A 15,493-nucleotide genomic window follows, 5' to 3' on the forward strand; every position below is an offset into this window, starting at 1 on the left:
CTTGTCTCCAGGGGGTGATGCGGTCGCTGCCCACAGCGTAGCGGCACCGGCCCGCCGGGCTGTGCCACGGCCGGTGCAAATTCGGCCACGGTGATCCGGCCAGGCTGGCGTTGAGGCTTCAGCCGGCGCCGGCCTGGCGCCGGAACTCCGCGGGCGACTGCCCCGTCCAGTCGCGAAAGGCCCGCATGAAGCTCTTCTCGTTGCGAAAGCCTGCCGCCTCGGCCACCTGCTTGATCGGCCGGCCCGTGCGCAGCAGCAGTTCGGTGGCGCGCTCGCGGCGCACCTCGTCCTTCAGGGCCTGCAAGGTGGCGCCTTCGTCCTTGAGCTGCCGGTGCAGGGTGCGCGGCGAGATGTGCAACCAATGCGCCAGGGCCTCGGCGCTTTGCGTGTCCTGCGGCTGGCGGGCCAGCAGCTGGCGCACCCGCTGCACCAGCAACCGGTCGCGCCGGTACTGCAGCACGGTCAAGGGCAGGGCGCGTTGCAACATCTGCTTGAGTGCGGTCTCGTCGCGCCGCAGCGGCATCTCCAGGTAGCGTGCGTCAAAGTGGATGCCCGCCTGCGCCGCCCCGAACACCACCGGCCCCGGAAACAACAGCGGATAGACCTCCGCATGGGCCGGTGCCGGCAGGGGAAAGGCCGCCTGCTGCAGCGGCAGGCGCGAGTCGATCAGCCAGCAGGCCAGGCCATGGATGTTGCGCAGCACCGACACCAGGCAGAACTCGCGCAGCTCACCCAGGTCGCGGTGCTCGGTGATGGTGATGCTGCTGTGCCGGCCCTGCACATTCAGGCTCAGTGTGATGTCGTCGGCAATCAGGCCATGGTGCCGGCACCAGCGCTTCAGGGCCACGCCCAGCGACGGGGCGCTGATCGAGGCCCGGGCCAGCATGCCGTAGCTGCCCCAGGGCAGGCGCCGCCCGAACCAGCCCAGGGCCTCGTCGTCCAGCTCCTGCATGGCGGCGCCCGACAGCAACTCGAACTGCAGGGCCGTGACTTTTTTTTGCGCATCCAGAGTGTCTTCTGGCGTGATTTGTGCCGTCCTCAGGGCCTGGTCCGGCGCCAGTCCCCGTCGTTCGTAGGCCTGCAGGATGGCCTTGACAAAAGCCATCGGCGTGGCGGCTGGCTGGGGCGTTGGAAGAGGGGGGCGGCGGGGCTCGGGCGACATGCGGCAAGTGTGCCGGCCTGTGGCGTGATTTGCAACCTTCTTGGCCTCGGCAATTTCGGGCCGCCGACGTATCCTGCGGAGCAACGCCCCCCGAGGGCGACGCCCCGTCAGAGGAGACAAACACATGGCCCCAGCCGATTCCGCCGCCCCGGTGGCCCTGAGCTACGCCCAGGGTCGCACCGACATCGCCCTCATCGAGGACACCCTCGGTGACTTCTTCGACGCCATGGTCGAGCGCCACCCCGAGCGCGAGGCCCTGGTCAGCCTGCACCAGGGGCGCCGCTACACCTACCGCCAGCTGCAGGGCGAGGTGAACCAGCTGGCCAGTGCGCTGCTGGGGCTGAACCTCACCGTGGGCGACCGCATCGGCATCTGGTCGCACAACAACGCCGAATGGGTGTTGATGCAGCTGGCCACCGCCAAGGTGGGCCTGGTGCTGGTCAACATCAACCCGGCCTATCGCACCTCCGAGGTCGAGTACGCGCTCAACAAGGTGGGCTGCAAGGCCCTGGTCAGCATGGCCCGCTTCAAGACCAGCGACTACCTGGGCATGCTGCGTGAGCTGGCGCCCGAGCTGGCCACCAGTGTCCCGGGCCAGTTGCAGGCGCAGCGCCTGCCCGAGCTGCGCAGCGTGGTCTGGATCGATGTCGAGGGCGAGGGCGCCGAAGAGCCCGGCATGCTGCGCTTCTCCAGCCTGCTGGCCCGCGGCGACCGCTTCGACCCGCGCCTGCCCTCGTTTGCGGCCACGCTCAAGGCCACACAGGCCATCAACATCCAGTTCACCAGCGGCACCACCGGCTTTCCCAAGGGCGCCACGCTGACCCACCGCAACATCCTGAACAACGGCTTCTTCATCGGCGAGGCCATGAAGCTCACGCCCGAAGACCGGCTGTGCATCCCCGTGCCGCTGTACCACTGCTTTGGCATGGTGCTGGGCAACCTGGCCTGCCTCACCCATGGCGCCACCATCGTCTACCCCAACGACGGCTTCGACCCGCTGACCGTGCTGCAGGCCGTGCAGGACGAGCGCTGCACCGGCCTGCACGGCGTGCCCACCATGTTCATCGCCGAGCTGGACCACCCCCGCTTCAAAGAGTTCGATCTGCACACCCTGCGCACCGGCATCATGGCCGGCTCGCCCTGCCCCATCGAGGTGATGAAGCGCGTGGTGGCCGACATGCACCTGGGCCAGATCACCATCGCCTACGGCATGACCGAGACCAGCCCGGTCAGCTGCCAGAGCAGCACCGACACCCCGCTCGAAAAGCGCGTCAGCACCGTGGGCCTGGTGCAGCCCCACCTGGAGGTCAAAATCGCCAACCCCGAAACCGGCGAGACCGTGCCCCGCGGCAGCTCGGGCGAGCTCTGTACGCGCGGCTACTCGGTCATGCACGGCTACTGGGGTGATGAAGAAAAGACCCGCGAAGCCATCGACCCCCAGGGCTGGATGCACACCGGCGACCTGGCCACCATGGATGCCGAGGGCTATGTCAACATCGTCGGCCGCATCAAGGACATGGTCATCCGCGGCGGCGAGAACATCTACCCGCGCGAGATCGAAGAGTTCCTGTACCGCCACCCCAAGGTGCAGGATGTGCAGGTGGTCGGTGTGCCCGACCGGCAGTACGGCGAGCAGCTGTGTGCCTGGGTGGTGGTCAAGCCCGGCCAGACCCTGTCCGAAGACGAGCTGCGCGCCTTCTGCAAGGGGCAGATCGCCCATTACAAGGTGCCGCACTACATCCGCTTTGTGTCGGGCTTCCCGATGACCGTCACCGGCAAGATCCAGAAGTTCAAGATCCGCGATGAGATGAAGACCCAACTGGGTCTTGAAGAAACCAAGACCGCCTGAGGCCCCCATGATTCTTGAAAGCAAACTCAACCCCCGTTCGGCCGAGTTCCAGGCCAATGCCAGCGCCATGCGCGCCGTGGTCGACGACCTGGCCGTGCAGGTCGCCAAGGCGGCGGCCGGTGGCGGCGAGGCCGCCCGGGCCAAGCACACGGCGCGCGGCAAGCTGCTGCCGCGCGAGCGGGTTCAGATGCTGCTGGACCCCGGCACGCCTTTTCTCGAACTCAGCCCGCTGGCGGCCCACGCCATGTATGGCGATGCGGCCCCTTGCGCCGGCGTGATCACCGGCATCGGCCGCGTCAACGGGGTGGACTGCCTGATCGTCTGCAACGACGCCACCGTCAAGGGCGGCACCTACTACCCCATGACGGTGAAAAAACACCTGCGGGCTCAAGAGATCGCGGCACAGAACCACCTCACCTGCCTCTACCTGGTCGATTCGGGCGGCGCCAACCTGCCCAACCAGGACGAGGTGTTCCCCGACCGCGACCACTTCGGCCGCATCTTCTTCAACCAGGCCAACATGAGCGCCCAGGGCATCTCGCAGATCGCGGTGGTGATGGGCAGCTGCACGGCCGGCGGTGCCTACGTGCCCGCCATGAGCGACGAGACCATCATCGTCAAGAACCAGGGCACCATCTTCCTGGGCGGCCCGCCCCTGGTGAAGGCCGCCACCGGCGAGGTGGTCACGGCCGAAGACCTGGGCGGTGGCGATGTGCACACCCGCCTGTCGGGCGTGGCCGATCACCTGGCACAGAACGACCTGCACGCGCTGGCGCTGGCGCGCCAGGTCGTGAAGAACCTGAACGCCCGCAAGGCCGACCCGGTGCCCGCTGACGTGGCCAAGCCGCCGCGTTTCGAGGCCAGCGAGCTGTACGGCGTGATCCCCACCGACACCCGCAAGCCTTTCGATGTGCGCGAAATCATCGCCCGCATCGTGGACGACAGCGAGTTCGACGAGTTCAAGGCCCGCTTCGGCACCACCCTGGTCACCGGCTTTGCCCGCATCGAGGGCATGCCCGTGGGCATCATTGCCAACAACGGCATCCTGTTCTCCGAATCGGCCCTCAAGGGCGCCCACTTCATCGAACTGTGCTGCCAGCGCAAGATCCCGCTGGTGTTTTTGCAGAACATCACCGGCTTCATGGTGGGGCGCAAGTACGAGAACGAAGGCATTGCCCGCAACGGCGCCAAGATGGTCACGGCCGTGGCCACGGCCAGCGTGCCCAAGTTCACCATCATCATCGGCGGCAGCTTCGGCGCCGGCAACTACGGCATGTGCGGCCGCGCCTACAGCCCGCGCTTTTTGTGGATGTGGCCCAACGCCCGCATCAGCGTCATGGGGGGTGAGCAGGCGGCCAGCGTGCTGGCCACGGTCAAGCGCGACGGCATCGAGGCCAAGGGTGGCCAATGGAGCGCCGACGAAGAAGAAGCCTTCAAGGCCCCGATCCGCCAACAGTACGAAGACCAGGGCCACCCCTACTACGCCACCGCCCGCCTGTGGGACGACGGCGTGATCGACCCCGCCGACACCCGCCGCGTGTTGGCCCTGGGCCTGTCGGCCGCCCGCAATGCGCCGATCGAAGACACTCGATTTGGCGTCTTCCGCATGTGATGTGTATATTTTTCTAAATCTATACACATCCGAGGTCTGCTGTGCGCACCAATATCGACATCAACGACGAGCTGCTGGCCCTTGCCATGGAGGCCGGGCAGTTCAAAACCAAAAAAGAAGCCGTCGAAGCTGGTTTGCGACTGCTGGCGCGTAAAAAAATCTACGACGGCTTGCTGGCTCTGCGAGGCCAGTTGAACTGGGATGATTCCGACGAGGGCTGGGCCGAGGTTCAAGCCCAGACGGCAAGCCAGCAAGACGCCGCCATGGCGCTGGCGCAAGAGCCTGCCCCTGGCTACAAGGCGGAATCTGCAGTGGCTCGTCCAGCCAAAAGGCGGCGCCCGTGATTCTGGTGGATTCCAGTGTCTGGATCGACTTCTTTGCGGGGCGCAGCAACCGGGCTGTCACGGCATTGGGGGCATTGCTGCAAGGCAATCGCGGTGACATCGCGGTGGCCGATCTGGTGATGTTCGAGGTACTGCGTGGTTTCCGCTCCGGCCGCGCGCTGGACCTGGCCGAGCACTACCTGGGCAGTCTGCCGCAGGTCCAGTTGGGTGGTTCATCAGCCGCTCTGCTGGCGGCCCGCGAGTACCGCGAGCTGCGTGCACAAGGCGTCACCATCCGCAGCCCCATCGACATTCTGCTGGCCAGCTTCTGCATCCACCAGGGCCATCAGCTGCTGCACCGCGACGCAGATTTTGACCTGATCGAAACCTTGAGAGGACTTCAAACATGGCCGAGTTGAGCACCATCACCGTCGACACCGGCCCCGTGGCCCGTGTCACCCTGAACCGCCCTGAAGTGCGCAACGCCTTCAACGAAACCGTGATCGCCGAACTCACCCAGGCCTTCCGCGATCTGGGGCAACACCCCGAGGTGCGGGCCATCGTGCTGGCCGGCCTGGGCCCGGCCTTCTGTGCGGGCGCCGATCTCCACTGGATGCGCAGCATGGCCGATTACAGCCGCGAGCAGAACCTGGCCGATGCCGGGCAACTGGCCGAGATGCTGCGCGTGGTCTACGCCTGCCCCAAACCCACCGTGGCCCGCGTGCAGGGCGATGTCTATGCCGGTGGCACCGGCCTGGTGGCCGCCTGTGATGTGGCCATCAGCGTCGACACGGCCCATTACTGCCTCAGCGAGGTCAAGCTGGGCCTGATCCCCGCCACCATCAGCCCCTATGTGATCCGGGCCATGGGCGCGCGTGCGGCGCACCGTTACTTTCTGACCGCCGAGCGCTTCAACGCGGCCGAAGCCCTGCGCATCGGCTTCATCCACGAGGTGGTGGCCGCCGAGGCATTGGACGCCCGGGTGGATGCCGTCACGGCGGCCCTGCTGGCGGCCGGCCCCGAGGCCGTGCGCCTGAGCAAGCGCCTGGTGCAGGACGTGGCCGGGCACGACATCGATGCGGCCCTGATCGCGGCCACCGTCGAGCGCATCGCCGATGTGCGCGTCAGCCCCGAAGGGCGTGAGGGCATCCAGTCCTTTCTGCAAAAGCGCAAGCCGAACTGGTTGCAGGGTTGAGCCATGCGCAGCCTGTCGACACGTTCGCGTCTCCTGGGCCTGGCCGGCTTGCTCATGCTCGCCCTGGGCCCGCTGGGCCAGGCGGGGGCGCAGAACCCCGCCGCAACACCGCCCGCCGAGCCTGTGCTCGCGGCCGATCTGCGCGAGGAGATTCAGCACATCCCTGTCACGGTGAGCGATCTGTATGCACGCCAGGAGACGCGTCAGATCCCCATCACGGTGTTCCGTCCCGCCGGGGCCGGCCCGCACCCACTGGTGATCCTCAACCACGGCCGGCCCACCCGGGACAAGCGCGCCCAGCAGGGGCGCCAGCGCTATGAGCACATGGCGCGCTACCTGGTCGCCAAAGGCTTTGCCGTGATGCTGCCCACACGCCTGGGTTACTGGGAAACCTACGGCGACTTCGACCCCGAAGACAGCGGCGCCTGCAATGCCATGCGCATCGAGCCCATGGCCAAGGCCGCTTCGGACCAGGTGCTGGCCACCCTGGCCTATGCCCAGAGCCAGCCTGACATCGACACCTCGCGCTGGCTGGTCATGGGGCAGTCCGTCGGCGGTTTGACGGCCGTCGCCACGGTCGCGCGCCACCCCGCCGGGCTGGTGGGGGGCATCAACTTCTCGGGGGGGACTGGCGGCGATCCTGAGCGCCGGGCCGGCAACCCCTGCGGCCCGGCTGTGGTCGCCAAGGCCTGGGAGGCCCAGGCCAAAGAGGCCCGGGTGCCCATGCTGTGGCTGTATTGGGCCAACGACCAGTACTGGGGCGAGGACAACCCCCGCCGCTGGCAACAGGCCTGGACGGCGGGTGGCGGCCTGGCTGAATTCCACACCTTGCCCGCGTCGGGCAAGGACGGCCACAACGGCATGAATGCCGACATGGACCATTGGGTGCCCCTGGTGGAGGCCTACCTGGCCCGGCTGGGTTTCACCCGGCCCGGTGTGCCCACCGTGCCGCCGGCCCAGGGCCAGCGTCGCATCGATGCCGTCAACGAGGTGCCCATCAGCGAGAGCGCCCGCGAAGGCTTCTACCGCAAATTTCTCGCCGCCCCTGCACCCCGCGCTTTCGCCATCGGCCCCTCGGGCAACGTGGGCTGGGCCACCGGCGACTGGGCCGTGGGCCGCGCCCTGGGCTTCTGCCAGGCCCGAAAAGGCCAAGCCTGCAAGCTGTACGCCGTGGACGACCAGGTCGTCTGGGCACCGTGATTTTGGAGACCACCGTATGTTCAAGAAAATTCTGATTGCCAACCGTGGGGACAAGCCGCAACGCGGCGCAGCGGCGAAGCCAAATTGCCTGACACGCGCAGCGTGTGCAGGGTATTGAGACGCGAGGACACCATGTTTAAAAAAATCCTGATTGCCAATCGCGGCGAAATAGCCTGCCGGGTCGCCTCGACGGCCCGCCGCATGGGCATCAAGACAGTGGCGGTCTACTCGGATGCCGATGCCCAGGCCAAGCATGTGGCCGCCTGTGACGAGGCGGTGCATGTGGGCGGCAGCGCCCCCAAGGACAGCTACCTGCGCTGGGAGCGCATCCTGGAAGCCGCCAAGTCCACCGGGGCCGAGGCCATCCACCCGGGCTATGGCTTTCTCAGCGAGAACGAAGACTTTGCCCAGGCCTGCGCGGCCGCCGGCCTGGTCTTCATCGGCCCGCCGGCCTCGGCCATCAAGGCCATGGGCCTCAAGGCCGAATCCAAGCAACTGATGGAGAAGGCGGGCGTGCCTCTGGTGCCCGGCTACCACGGTGCCGACCAGAACCCTGAGCTGCTGCAGCGCGAGGCCGACCGCATCGGCTACCCGGTGCTGATCAAGGCCAGTGCCGGCGGCGGCGGCAAGGGCATGCGGGCGGTCGACCGGGCCGAAGACTTTGCGGCGGCCCTGGCCTCGTGCCAGCGCGAGGCCATCAACAGCTTTGGTGACGACGCCGTGCTGATCGAGAAATACGTGCAGCGCCCGCGCCACATCGAGATCCAGGTCTTTGGTGACACCCACGGCCAGTGCGTCTACCTGTTCGAGCGTGATTGCTCGGTGCAGCGCCGCCACCAGAAGGTGCTCGAAGAAGCCCCGGCCCCGGGCCTGAGCGAGATCATGCGTCAGCAGATGGGCGCTGCCGCCGTGGCCGCGGCCAAGGCGGTCCAGTATGTGGGCGCCGGCACGGTCGAATTCATCGTCGAGCAGCGCGCCGACGGCAGCATGAACTTCTTCTTCATGGAGATGAACACCCGCCTGCAGGTGGAGCACCCGGTCACCGAGGCCATCACCGGCCTCGATCTGGTCGAGTGGCAGCTGCGCGTGGCCAGCGGCGAGCCGCTGCCCCTGCAGCAGGCCGACCTGCGCATCCAGGGGCATGCGATCGAGGCCCGCATCTGTGCCGAGACCCCCGACAAGCAGTTCCTGCCCGCCACCGGCCGCCTGGACATCTACCGCAAGCCCGCCAGCACCAGCTTCGAGCGCGGCACGGTGCGCATCGACGACGGCGTGCGCCAGGGCGATGCCATCAGCCCGTTCTACGACTCCATGGTGGCCAAGCTCATCGTGCACGGCGCCACCCGCGAAGAGGCGCTGGCGCGGCTCGACGCCGCACTGGCCCAGACCCACATCGTGGGCCTGGCCACGAATGTGCAGTTCTTGCGCCATGTGGTGCGCAGCCCCTCGTTTGCCGGGGCCCAGCTCGACACGGCGCTGATCCAGCGCGAGCAGGCCGTGTTGTTCCAGCAAGAGGTGCTGGGCCTGCCCCTGGTGGCGGCCGCCGTGGTGGCCCAGACCCTGGCGGCCGAACAGGCCCTGGCCGGTGCCGACCCCTTCAGCCGCCGCGACGGTTGGCGCTCGCACGGCGAGACCGTGCGCCGCTTTGCCTTCGAGTTCCATGGCGAGCGCTGTGAGGCCCGCCTCACCTACGGGCACGATGGCCAGCTGCAACTGGCCATTGGCGAGGCCGCCGGCCCCTTGAACTGGCGCCACGCTGATTCGGGCCTGCTGCTTGAGTTTCAGGGCCAGCGCCTGGGCGTTCAGGTCGATGTGCTGGGCGAGGTGGCCCATGTGTTTGCGGCGGCCGGCGCCTCGCAGATCACCGTGATCGACCTGCTGGCCCACGCGGGCGATAGCCAGGGCGAAGGCGGGCGCCTCACGGCGCCCATGCCGGGCAAGGTGGTGTCCTTTGCCGTCAAGGCCGGCGATGGGGTGCGCAAGGGCCAGCCCCTGGCCGTGATGGAAGCCATGAAGATGGAACACACCATCGCCGCGCCCGCCGATGGCACGGTGCTGGAGCTGCTCTACGCCCCGGGCGATCAGGTCAGCGATGGCGCCGAGTTGCTGCGCCTGGAGGTCGCGGCCTGACCGGCCTGCGACTGCAGAAACGGGCACTTGATGGCAGACTGCGGCGCCATGAACATCACACTCTGCCTTACCGACACCAAGCCTGAGCCCTGGAAAGCCGGCCTTCAGGCCGCTTTCCCCGACGCCCGCATCACGAACTGGCAGCCCGGCGACCCCCAGGCCGACTACGCCGTGGTCTGGGCACCCCCCCAGGCCTTTCTGGATCAGCAGGCCGGCCTGCGCGCGATCTTCAACATCGGCGCGGGCGTCGATGCCCTGATGAAAAGCCGCCTGCCCGCTGGGGTGCCGGTGGTGCGCCTGGACGATGCCGGCATGTCGGTGCAGATGGCCGAGTTCGTGGCCCATGCCGTGATCCGGCATTTCCGCGAGCTCGATGGCTATGAGGCCGACGTGGCCCTGGGCAAGTGGTCCTACCGCAAGCCCCGCCTGCGCAGCGACTTCACTGTGGGCGTGATGGGTCTGGGCGTGCTGGGCCAGCGGGTGGCCCAGGCCTTGCGCCTGTTCGAGTTTCCGGTGCGTGGCTACAGCCGCAGCGCCAAACAGGTCGAGGGCATCGAGTGCTTCTCGGGGCCGGTGGGCGGCGAGGGCTTCCAGGCCTTTTTGCGCGGCACCCGGGTACTGGTCTGCCTGCTGCCCCTCACCCCCGAGACCGAAAACATCATCGACCGCAACACCCTGGCGGCCCTGGCTCCCGGCGCTTATGTGATCAACGTGGCGCGGGGCGCCCACCTGGTCGAGGCCGATCTGCTGGACGCCCTGGCCCGTGGCCAGGTGGCCGGCGCCACCCTGGACGTGTTCCGCACCGAGCCGCTGCCCGCCGGCCATGCCTTCTGGCAGCACCCGCAGATCACGGTCACACCGCACACCTCGGCCCGCACCCTGCGTGAAGAAAGCATGGCCCAGATCGCCGGCAAGATCCGGGCGCTGCAGGCCGGCGCCCCGCTGGACGCCATCGCCGGCGTGGTCAACCCCGAGCGCGGCTACTGAAGCCGGCGCGCACTTATCCCCGGAGACACCCCCATGACACTGCCCACCCGCGTCAAACTGGTCGAGGTCGGCCCCCGTGACGGCCTGCAGAACGAAAAACAGCCCGTGCCTGCCGAGGTCAAGATCGGCCTGGTGCACCGCCTGCAGGACGCCGGCCTCACGCACATCGAGGTCACCAGCTTCGTCAGCCCCAAGTGGGTGCCGCAGATGGGCGACAACGCCGAGGTCATGGCGGGCCTGCAGCGCCGCGCCGGGGTGCAGTACTCGGTGCTCACGCCCAACCTCAAGGGCTATGAGGCGGCGGTGCTGTCGCGGCCCGACGAGATCGTGGTGTTCGGCGCCGCCAGCGAGGCCTTCAGCCAGCGCAACATCAACTGCTCGATCGCCGAGAGCATCGAGCGCTTCGCGCCCGTGGTGGCCGCGGCGCTGGCCGCCGGCATCCGCGTGCGGGGCGCCATCTCGTGCACCGTGGGCTGCCCCTATGAGGGCGACATCGCCCCTGAGCGCGTGACCCAGGTGGCCCGGCTCATGAAAGACATCGGCGTGCAGCACGTGGGCGTGGCCGACACCATCGGCGTGGGCACGCCGCTCAAGGTGCAGCGCGCCATGGAGGCCGCCCTGCAGGTGTACGCGCTCGATGACGTGTCGGGCCACTTCCATGACACCTACGGCCAGGCCCTGGCCAACACCCTGGCCACACTGCAGATGGGGGTGTGGCAGTACGACACCTCGGTGGCCGGCCTGGGCGGCTGCCCCTATGCCAAGGGCGCCACCGGCAATGTGGCCACCGAAGACGTGGTCTACATGCTGCACGGCATGGGCATCGACACCGGCATCGACCTCGATGCCCTCATCGACGCGGGCGACTTCATCAGCCGCCACCTGGGCCGACCCACCGGTTCGCGCGCCGGCAAGGCCATCCTCAACAAACGCTCGGCTTGAACCCTGCGGGTGCCTGGACATCGCTACAGCGGCACAATGCTGGCCGTGATGAACCCTGAGGAAGCCAGAACCATGTGTGGTGCCGAATTGAAACCCCTGCCTGATGGCGTGCAGCGCGTGGCCGCTGCGCTGCAGGCCAAGGGCCATCCCCATGCCCCGCAAATGCTGGGCGAATCCTGTCGAACGGCCCAGGAGGCCGCCGACACCCTGGGCGTGGCCGTGGGCCAGATCGCCAAGAGCATCATCTTCAAGCGCAAGAGCGACAACCTCGCCGTGCTGGTGATCGCCTCGGGCGACCGCCGGGTGGACGAGAAAAAGGTCGACGCCCTGGTGGGCAAGACCGGCCGGGCCGACGCCGATTTCGTGCGCGCCAGCACCGGCTTTGCCATCGGCGGCGTGTCGCCCGTGGGCCACCTCAACCCCCCCGTGACCCTGATCGACCGCGATCTGTTCCGCTTCGAAGAGGTCTGGGCCGCGGCCGGGCACCCCAATGGCGTGTTCCGTCTGCGCCCACAGGATCTCGAATCGCTGACGGGTGGCGCCCCGGTGGCCGATGTGGCCCAGGCCCCGGCGCCATGAGCTCCACGCTCGAGCTGCTGGCCGCCAAGGCCGAGGCCGCCATGGCGGCCGAGGACAACGTGCCCTCGCCCTGTGTCTCGGTGTGCCGCATGACGGCCGACCGCAGCCTGTGCCAGGGCTGCTACCGCACGCTGGACGAGCTGCGCGCCTGGAGCGGCGCCTCCGACGGCTACAAGCGCAGCGTCTGGCGCCAGGTCTTGCTGCGCAGCGGCCTGGTGCGCGAGCCCCAGGCCTGAGTCCTCACCCCGTGGCCCCAGCACCGCATGAAACACATCGATTTCTACCTCGACTTCGTGTCGCCCTATGCCTGGCTGGCGCTGGAGCAACTGCCCCAGGCCTTGCAGGGCCTGAGCTACCACGTGAGCTACAAGCCCGTGCTGCTGGGGGCCCTGGTCAAGCAATACGGCCACGGTGGGCCGGCAGGCATCGCGCCCAAGCGTGACTGGACCTACCGCCACGTGGCCTGGTTGGGGCACAGCCTGGGCGTGGGCCTGCAGATGCCGGCGCAGCACCCGTTTTCGCCCGTGCCCTTGCTGAGCCTGGCCCTGGCCACCAGCGTGGACGGCTGCATCAGCCGCCATGTGGCGCGTGAAGTGATGCGCCATGTCTGGCACGGCGGCCAGGATGCGCTGGACCCCGAACGCCTGCAGGCCTTGCAGCAGCGCCTGACCTTGCGCCACGAGCCGGGCGCCGATGCGCTGCGGGCCCGGTTGCGCCAGAACACCCAGGAGGCGCTGGCGGCAGGCGCCTTCGGTGTGCCGACCTGGGTGGTCGATGGGCGCGTGTTCTGGGGCCTGGACGCCTTGCCCCTGCTGCGGGCCTGTCTGGCCGGTGACCCCTGGCTGCAGGACCACTGGGACACGGTGCCCCAGGTGACGAACGGTCTCAAGCAGGACCTCCAAAGCTGAACCTGGGTCAAGTCGCGGCGCCCTGGGCGGCGCGACAATCTCTCGACAACACCGCAGCCCGCCTCGGCGCCGCGGCCCCTGATCGGAGACAAGCGATGCCCAACGCCTTCAATTTCTCGGCCTCGCCATTCGACTGCCTGAACCCCGACGAGCAGCGTCTGGTGCGCAACAGTGTCGATGTGGCCTACTTTCGCGCCGGCACCCCCATCCTCGAGGTGGGCTCGGCGCCCACCCACCTGTTCGTCATCATCAAGGGCTATGTGACCCAGCTCGATGGCGAGGAGGTCATCGGCAGTTATGGCCCCGACGACTGCTTTGATGGCCGGGGCCTGGTGGCGGGCCGTGTCAGCCACCGTTTCGTGGCCTCGGAAGAGGTGGTGGCCTACCAGCTGGCGCACCAGGCCGTCAACGAGCTGATCGCCTCGAACGCCACCTTTGGCGCGCTGCTGTTCTCCGACCTCAGCAACAAGCTCAGCACCCTGGCCCAGCGCCAGGGCAGCCACGAGCTGCACTCGCTCACCATGGCGCGGGTCGACGAGGCCTTTGTGCGCCCGGCCCCCACGGTGGAGGCCGACACCGACATCGTCACGGTGGTGCGCCGCTTCCAGGCCGAAAAGACCTCCAACGTGCTGGTGCGCGACAGCCGCAGCGACCCGCCCCGGCTGGGCATCTTCACCGCCACCGCCTTGCAGCGCGCGGTGCTCGACGGCCGCCCGCTCGACCAGTTGGCCGTGGGCGAGCTGGCCAGCTACCAGCTGGTCACTGTGCGCCCGGGCGATCTGCTGGGCGACGCCATGGCCCTGATGCTGCGCAGCCGGGTGCACCGTGTGGTGGTGGCCGAAGGCGGCGAGGTGCGGGGCATCCTGGAGGCCCTGGACCTGTTCAGCTTCCTGGGCAACCACTCGCACCTCATCACGGTGCAGATCGAGCAGGCCCGCGATCTGGCCGGCCTGGAGCAAGCGGCCGCCCAGATCAACCGCATGATCGGCCTGTTGTCGCGCGGCGGCACCCGGGTGGGGCTGATTGCGCGCCTGGTGCAGCAGCTCAACCTGCGCCTGTTCGAACGCGCCTGGGACATGCTGGCGCCGCCCGAACTGGTGGCCAACAGCTGCCTGTTCGTGATGGGCAGCGAGGGCCGCGGCGAGCAGCTGCTCAAGACCGATCAGGACAACGCCCTGGTGCTGCGCGACGGCTATGTGCCGCCGGCCGATCTGCAGGCCCTTTGCGAGCGCTTCTCGGCGGCCCTGAGCCGATTCGGCTACCCCGAATGCCCGGGCCACATCATGCTGAGCAACCCCGACTGGCGCGGCAGCGTCAGCGAGTTCAGCCAGCGCGCCCGCGACTGGCTGCTGGTGCCCGATGGCGACAAGCTCATGAAGCTCGCCATCTTCATGGACGCCCATGCGGTCTGCGGCGACGCCCATTTGCTGACCCGGGTGCAGGAGCAGGTGCAGGCCCTGTCGCTGGACAATGAGGCCATGCTGAGCCGCTTTGCCTCGGCGCTTGATGCCTTCGGCGAATCTTCCAATGGCTGGCTGCACCGGCTGTTCTCGCTGGGCGAGGATGATCGTCAGCTCAACCTCAAGAAAGAAGGCATCTTTCCGCTGGTGCACGGGGTGCGCAGCCTGGCACTGGCCCACCGCATCACCGAGACCAGCACCAGCGGCCGCATCACGGCCCTGGTGGCCACCGGGGCCCTGAGTGCCGACACGGCCACCGAGCTGACCGACAGCCTGCAGGTGTTCATGGGCCTCAAGCTCAAGGCCGGCCTGGCCGAGATCGACCTGAAGCGGCCGGTCACCGGCGCGGTCGACTTTGCCCAGCTCAGCGCCCTGGACCGCGACCTGCTCAAGGATTCGCTCAGCGTGGTCAAGCGCTTCAAGGTGCAGCTGCGCCACCGTTTCCGCCTGGACGCCCTGTCATGAGCACCCTGCCCTTGCCCTCGGTGGCCAACCGCTGGTTGCAACGCCTGCGCCGTGACTGGGCCTTGCGCCGCCTGGCCGACCCCTCGTTTGCCTTTCTGTTCGACGACCCGCCGCCCGATGAGTGGGTGTCGCTCGACTGCGAGACCACCGGCCTCAATGTGCGCAGCGACGAGATCGTCTCCATCGGGGCCGTGCGCATCGTGGGCGACCGCCTCATGACCAGCGAGCGGCTGGAACTGCTGGTGCGCCCCGAGCGCGGCGTATCGGCCGAGAGCGTGCGCATCCACCGCCTGCGTGAGCGCGACGTGGCCGAAGGCCTGCCCGCCGACGAGGCGGTGCGCCGCCTGCTGCACTTCATCGGGCCGCGCCCGCTGGTGGGTTACTTTCTGGAGTTCGATGTGGCCATGCTCAACCGCGTGGTGCGGCCCCTGCTGGGCCAGCCTTTGCCGCAGCCCAAGATCGAGGTGTCGGCGCTGTACTACGACCACAAGTTTCGCCAGCTGCCGCCCTACCAGCAGCACGACAACGCCGACATCGACCTGCGCTTTGCCACCCTGATGGCCGATCTGCAGCTGCCGCTGCGCGATGCCCACGACGCCATCAATGACGCGGTGATGGCGGGCCTGGCCTTCATCAAGCTGCGGGCGCTGAAGAGCGGCTAGCGCTCGCGGCGCAGAAAAA

The 15,493-nt window shown here is 68.1% G+C and carries 15 protein-coding genes; 14 read left to right on the forward strand and 1 reads right to left on the reverse strand.

All coding sequences use genetic code 11. The annotated features are described in order from the left end of the window. Nucleotides 1–118: 118 nt before the first annotated feature. Nucleotides 119–1,105 (reverse strand): AraC family transcriptional regulator, encoded by a 987-nt coding sequence (locus tag F624_RS0121435; protein WP_019576408.1) that lies wholly within the window; start codon nucleotides 1,103–1,105, stop codon nucleotides 119–121. A 181-nt stretch (nucleotides 1,106–1,286) separates the two neighbouring features. Between F624_RS0121435 and F624_RS0121440 the strand changes: the two genes are divergently transcribed. The 14 genes from F624_RS0121440 to F624_RS0121505 all read left to right on the forward strand — a co-directional run bounded on the left by F624_RS0121440 (nucleotide 1,287) and on the right by F624_RS0121505 (nucleotide 15,474). Continuing rightward, on the forward strand, nucleotides 1,287–3,011 hold the full coding sequence (locus tag F624_RS0121440; protein ID WP_031255788.1) for an AMP-binding protein: 1,725 nt from the start codon (nucleotides 1,287–1,289) through the stop codon (nucleotides 3,009–3,011). A gap of 7 nt (nucleotides 3,012–3,018) precedes the next feature. Further along, complete coding sequence (locus tag F624_RS0121445) at nucleotides 3,019–4,623, forward strand: carboxyl transferase domain-containing protein (RefSeq protein ID WP_019576410.1); 1,605 nt, start codon at nucleotides 3,019–3,021, stop codon at nucleotides 4,621–4,623. Between the two features lie 41 nt (nucleotides 4,624–4,664). Continuing rightward, a complete protein-coding gene (locus F624_RS0121450) occupies nucleotides 4,665–4,967 on the forward strand; it encodes a type II toxin-antitoxin system VapB family antitoxin (protein WP_019576411.1) in 303 nt (100 codons plus the stop codon). After that, a complete protein-coding gene (vapC, locus tag F624_RS0121455) occupies nucleotides 4,964–5,365 on the forward strand; it encodes a type II toxin-antitoxin system VapC family toxin (protein WP_019576412.1) in 402 nt (133 codons plus the stop codon). The genes F624_RS0121450 and vapC overlap by 4 nt, the downstream gene beginning before the upstream one ends. Beyond that, the gene (locus F624_RS0121460; protein WP_019576413.1) at nucleotides 5,353–6,141 is read left to right on the forward strand and encodes an enoyl-CoA hydratase/isomerase family protein; all 789 of its coding nucleotides are present in this window, start codon (nucleotides 5,353–5,355) and stop codon (nucleotides 6,139–6,141) included. Before vapC ends, F624_RS0121460 begins: the two co-directional genes overlap by 13 nt. Nucleotides 6,142–6,144: 3 nt before the next feature. Then, nucleotides 6,145–7,341, forward strand: a complete 1,197-nt coding sequence (locus F624_RS0121465) for an alpha/beta hydrolase family protein (RefSeq protein ID WP_019576414.1) — start codon at nucleotides 6,145–6,147, stop codon at nucleotides 7,339–7,341. Between the two features lie 132 nt (nucleotides 7,342–7,473). Beyond that, nucleotides 7,474–9,471, forward strand: coding sequence for an acetyl/propionyl/methylcrotonyl-CoA carboxylase subunit alpha (locus F624_RS0121470; RefSeq protein ID WP_019576415.1), 1,998 nt, complete (start codon nucleotides 7,474–7,476; stop codon nucleotides 9,469–9,471). A 48-nt stretch (nucleotides 9,472–9,519) separates the two neighbouring features. Next, entirely contained in the window at nucleotides 9,520–10,458 is a 939-nt protein-coding gene (locus F624_RS0121475) for a 2-hydroxyacid dehydrogenase (protein WP_019576416.1), read from the forward strand. Nucleotides 10,459–10,491: 33 nt separating this feature from the next. Beyond that, on the forward strand, nucleotides 10,492–11,400 hold the full coding sequence (locus tag F624_RS0121480; protein ID WP_019576417.1) for a hydroxymethylglutaryl-CoA lyase: 909 nt from the start codon (nucleotides 10,492–10,494) through the stop codon (nucleotides 11,398–11,400). Nucleotides 11,401–11,472: 72 nt separating this feature from the next. Further along, a complete protein-coding gene (locus tag F624_RS0121485; RefSeq protein ID WP_027478502.1) occupies nucleotides 11,473–11,979 on the forward strand; it encodes a YbaK/EbsC family protein in 507 nt (168 codons plus the stop codon). Next, complete coding sequence (locus F624_RS0121490) at nucleotides 11,976–12,215, forward strand: DUF1289 domain-containing protein (protein ID WP_019576419.1); 240 nt, start codon at nucleotides 11,976–11,978, stop codon at nucleotides 12,213–12,215. Before F624_RS0121485 ends, F624_RS0121490 begins: the two co-directional genes overlap by 4 nt. Before the next feature lie 27 nt (nucleotides 12,216–12,242). Further along, a complete protein-coding gene (locus tag F624_RS0121495; protein WP_019576420.1) occupies nucleotides 12,243–12,887 on the forward strand; it encodes a 2-hydroxychromene-2-carboxylate isomerase in 645 nt (214 codons plus the stop codon). A 95-nt stretch (nucleotides 12,888–12,982) separates the two neighbouring features. Further along, a complete protein-coding gene (locus tag F624_RS0121500) occupies nucleotides 12,983–14,812 on the forward strand; it encodes a DUF294 nucleotidyltransferase-like domain-containing protein (RefSeq protein ID WP_019576421.1) in 1,830 nt (609 codons plus the stop codon). Continuing rightward, on the forward strand, nucleotides 14,809–15,474 hold the full coding sequence (locus tag F624_RS0121505) for a 3'-5' exonuclease (RefSeq protein WP_019576422.1): 666 nt from the start codon (nucleotides 14,809–14,811) through the stop codon (nucleotides 15,472–15,474). Before F624_RS0121500 ends, F624_RS0121505 begins: the two co-directional genes overlap by 4 nt. The last annotated feature ends 19 nt before the right edge of the window (nucleotides 15,475–15,493 follow it).

The organism is Curvibacter lanceolatus ATCC 14669, from assembly GCF_000381265.1.
In the GTDB taxonomy this organism is placed as follows: Bacteria; Pseudomonadota; Gammaproteobacteria; order Burkholderiales; family Burkholderiaceae_C; genus Curvibacter; species Curvibacter lanceolatus.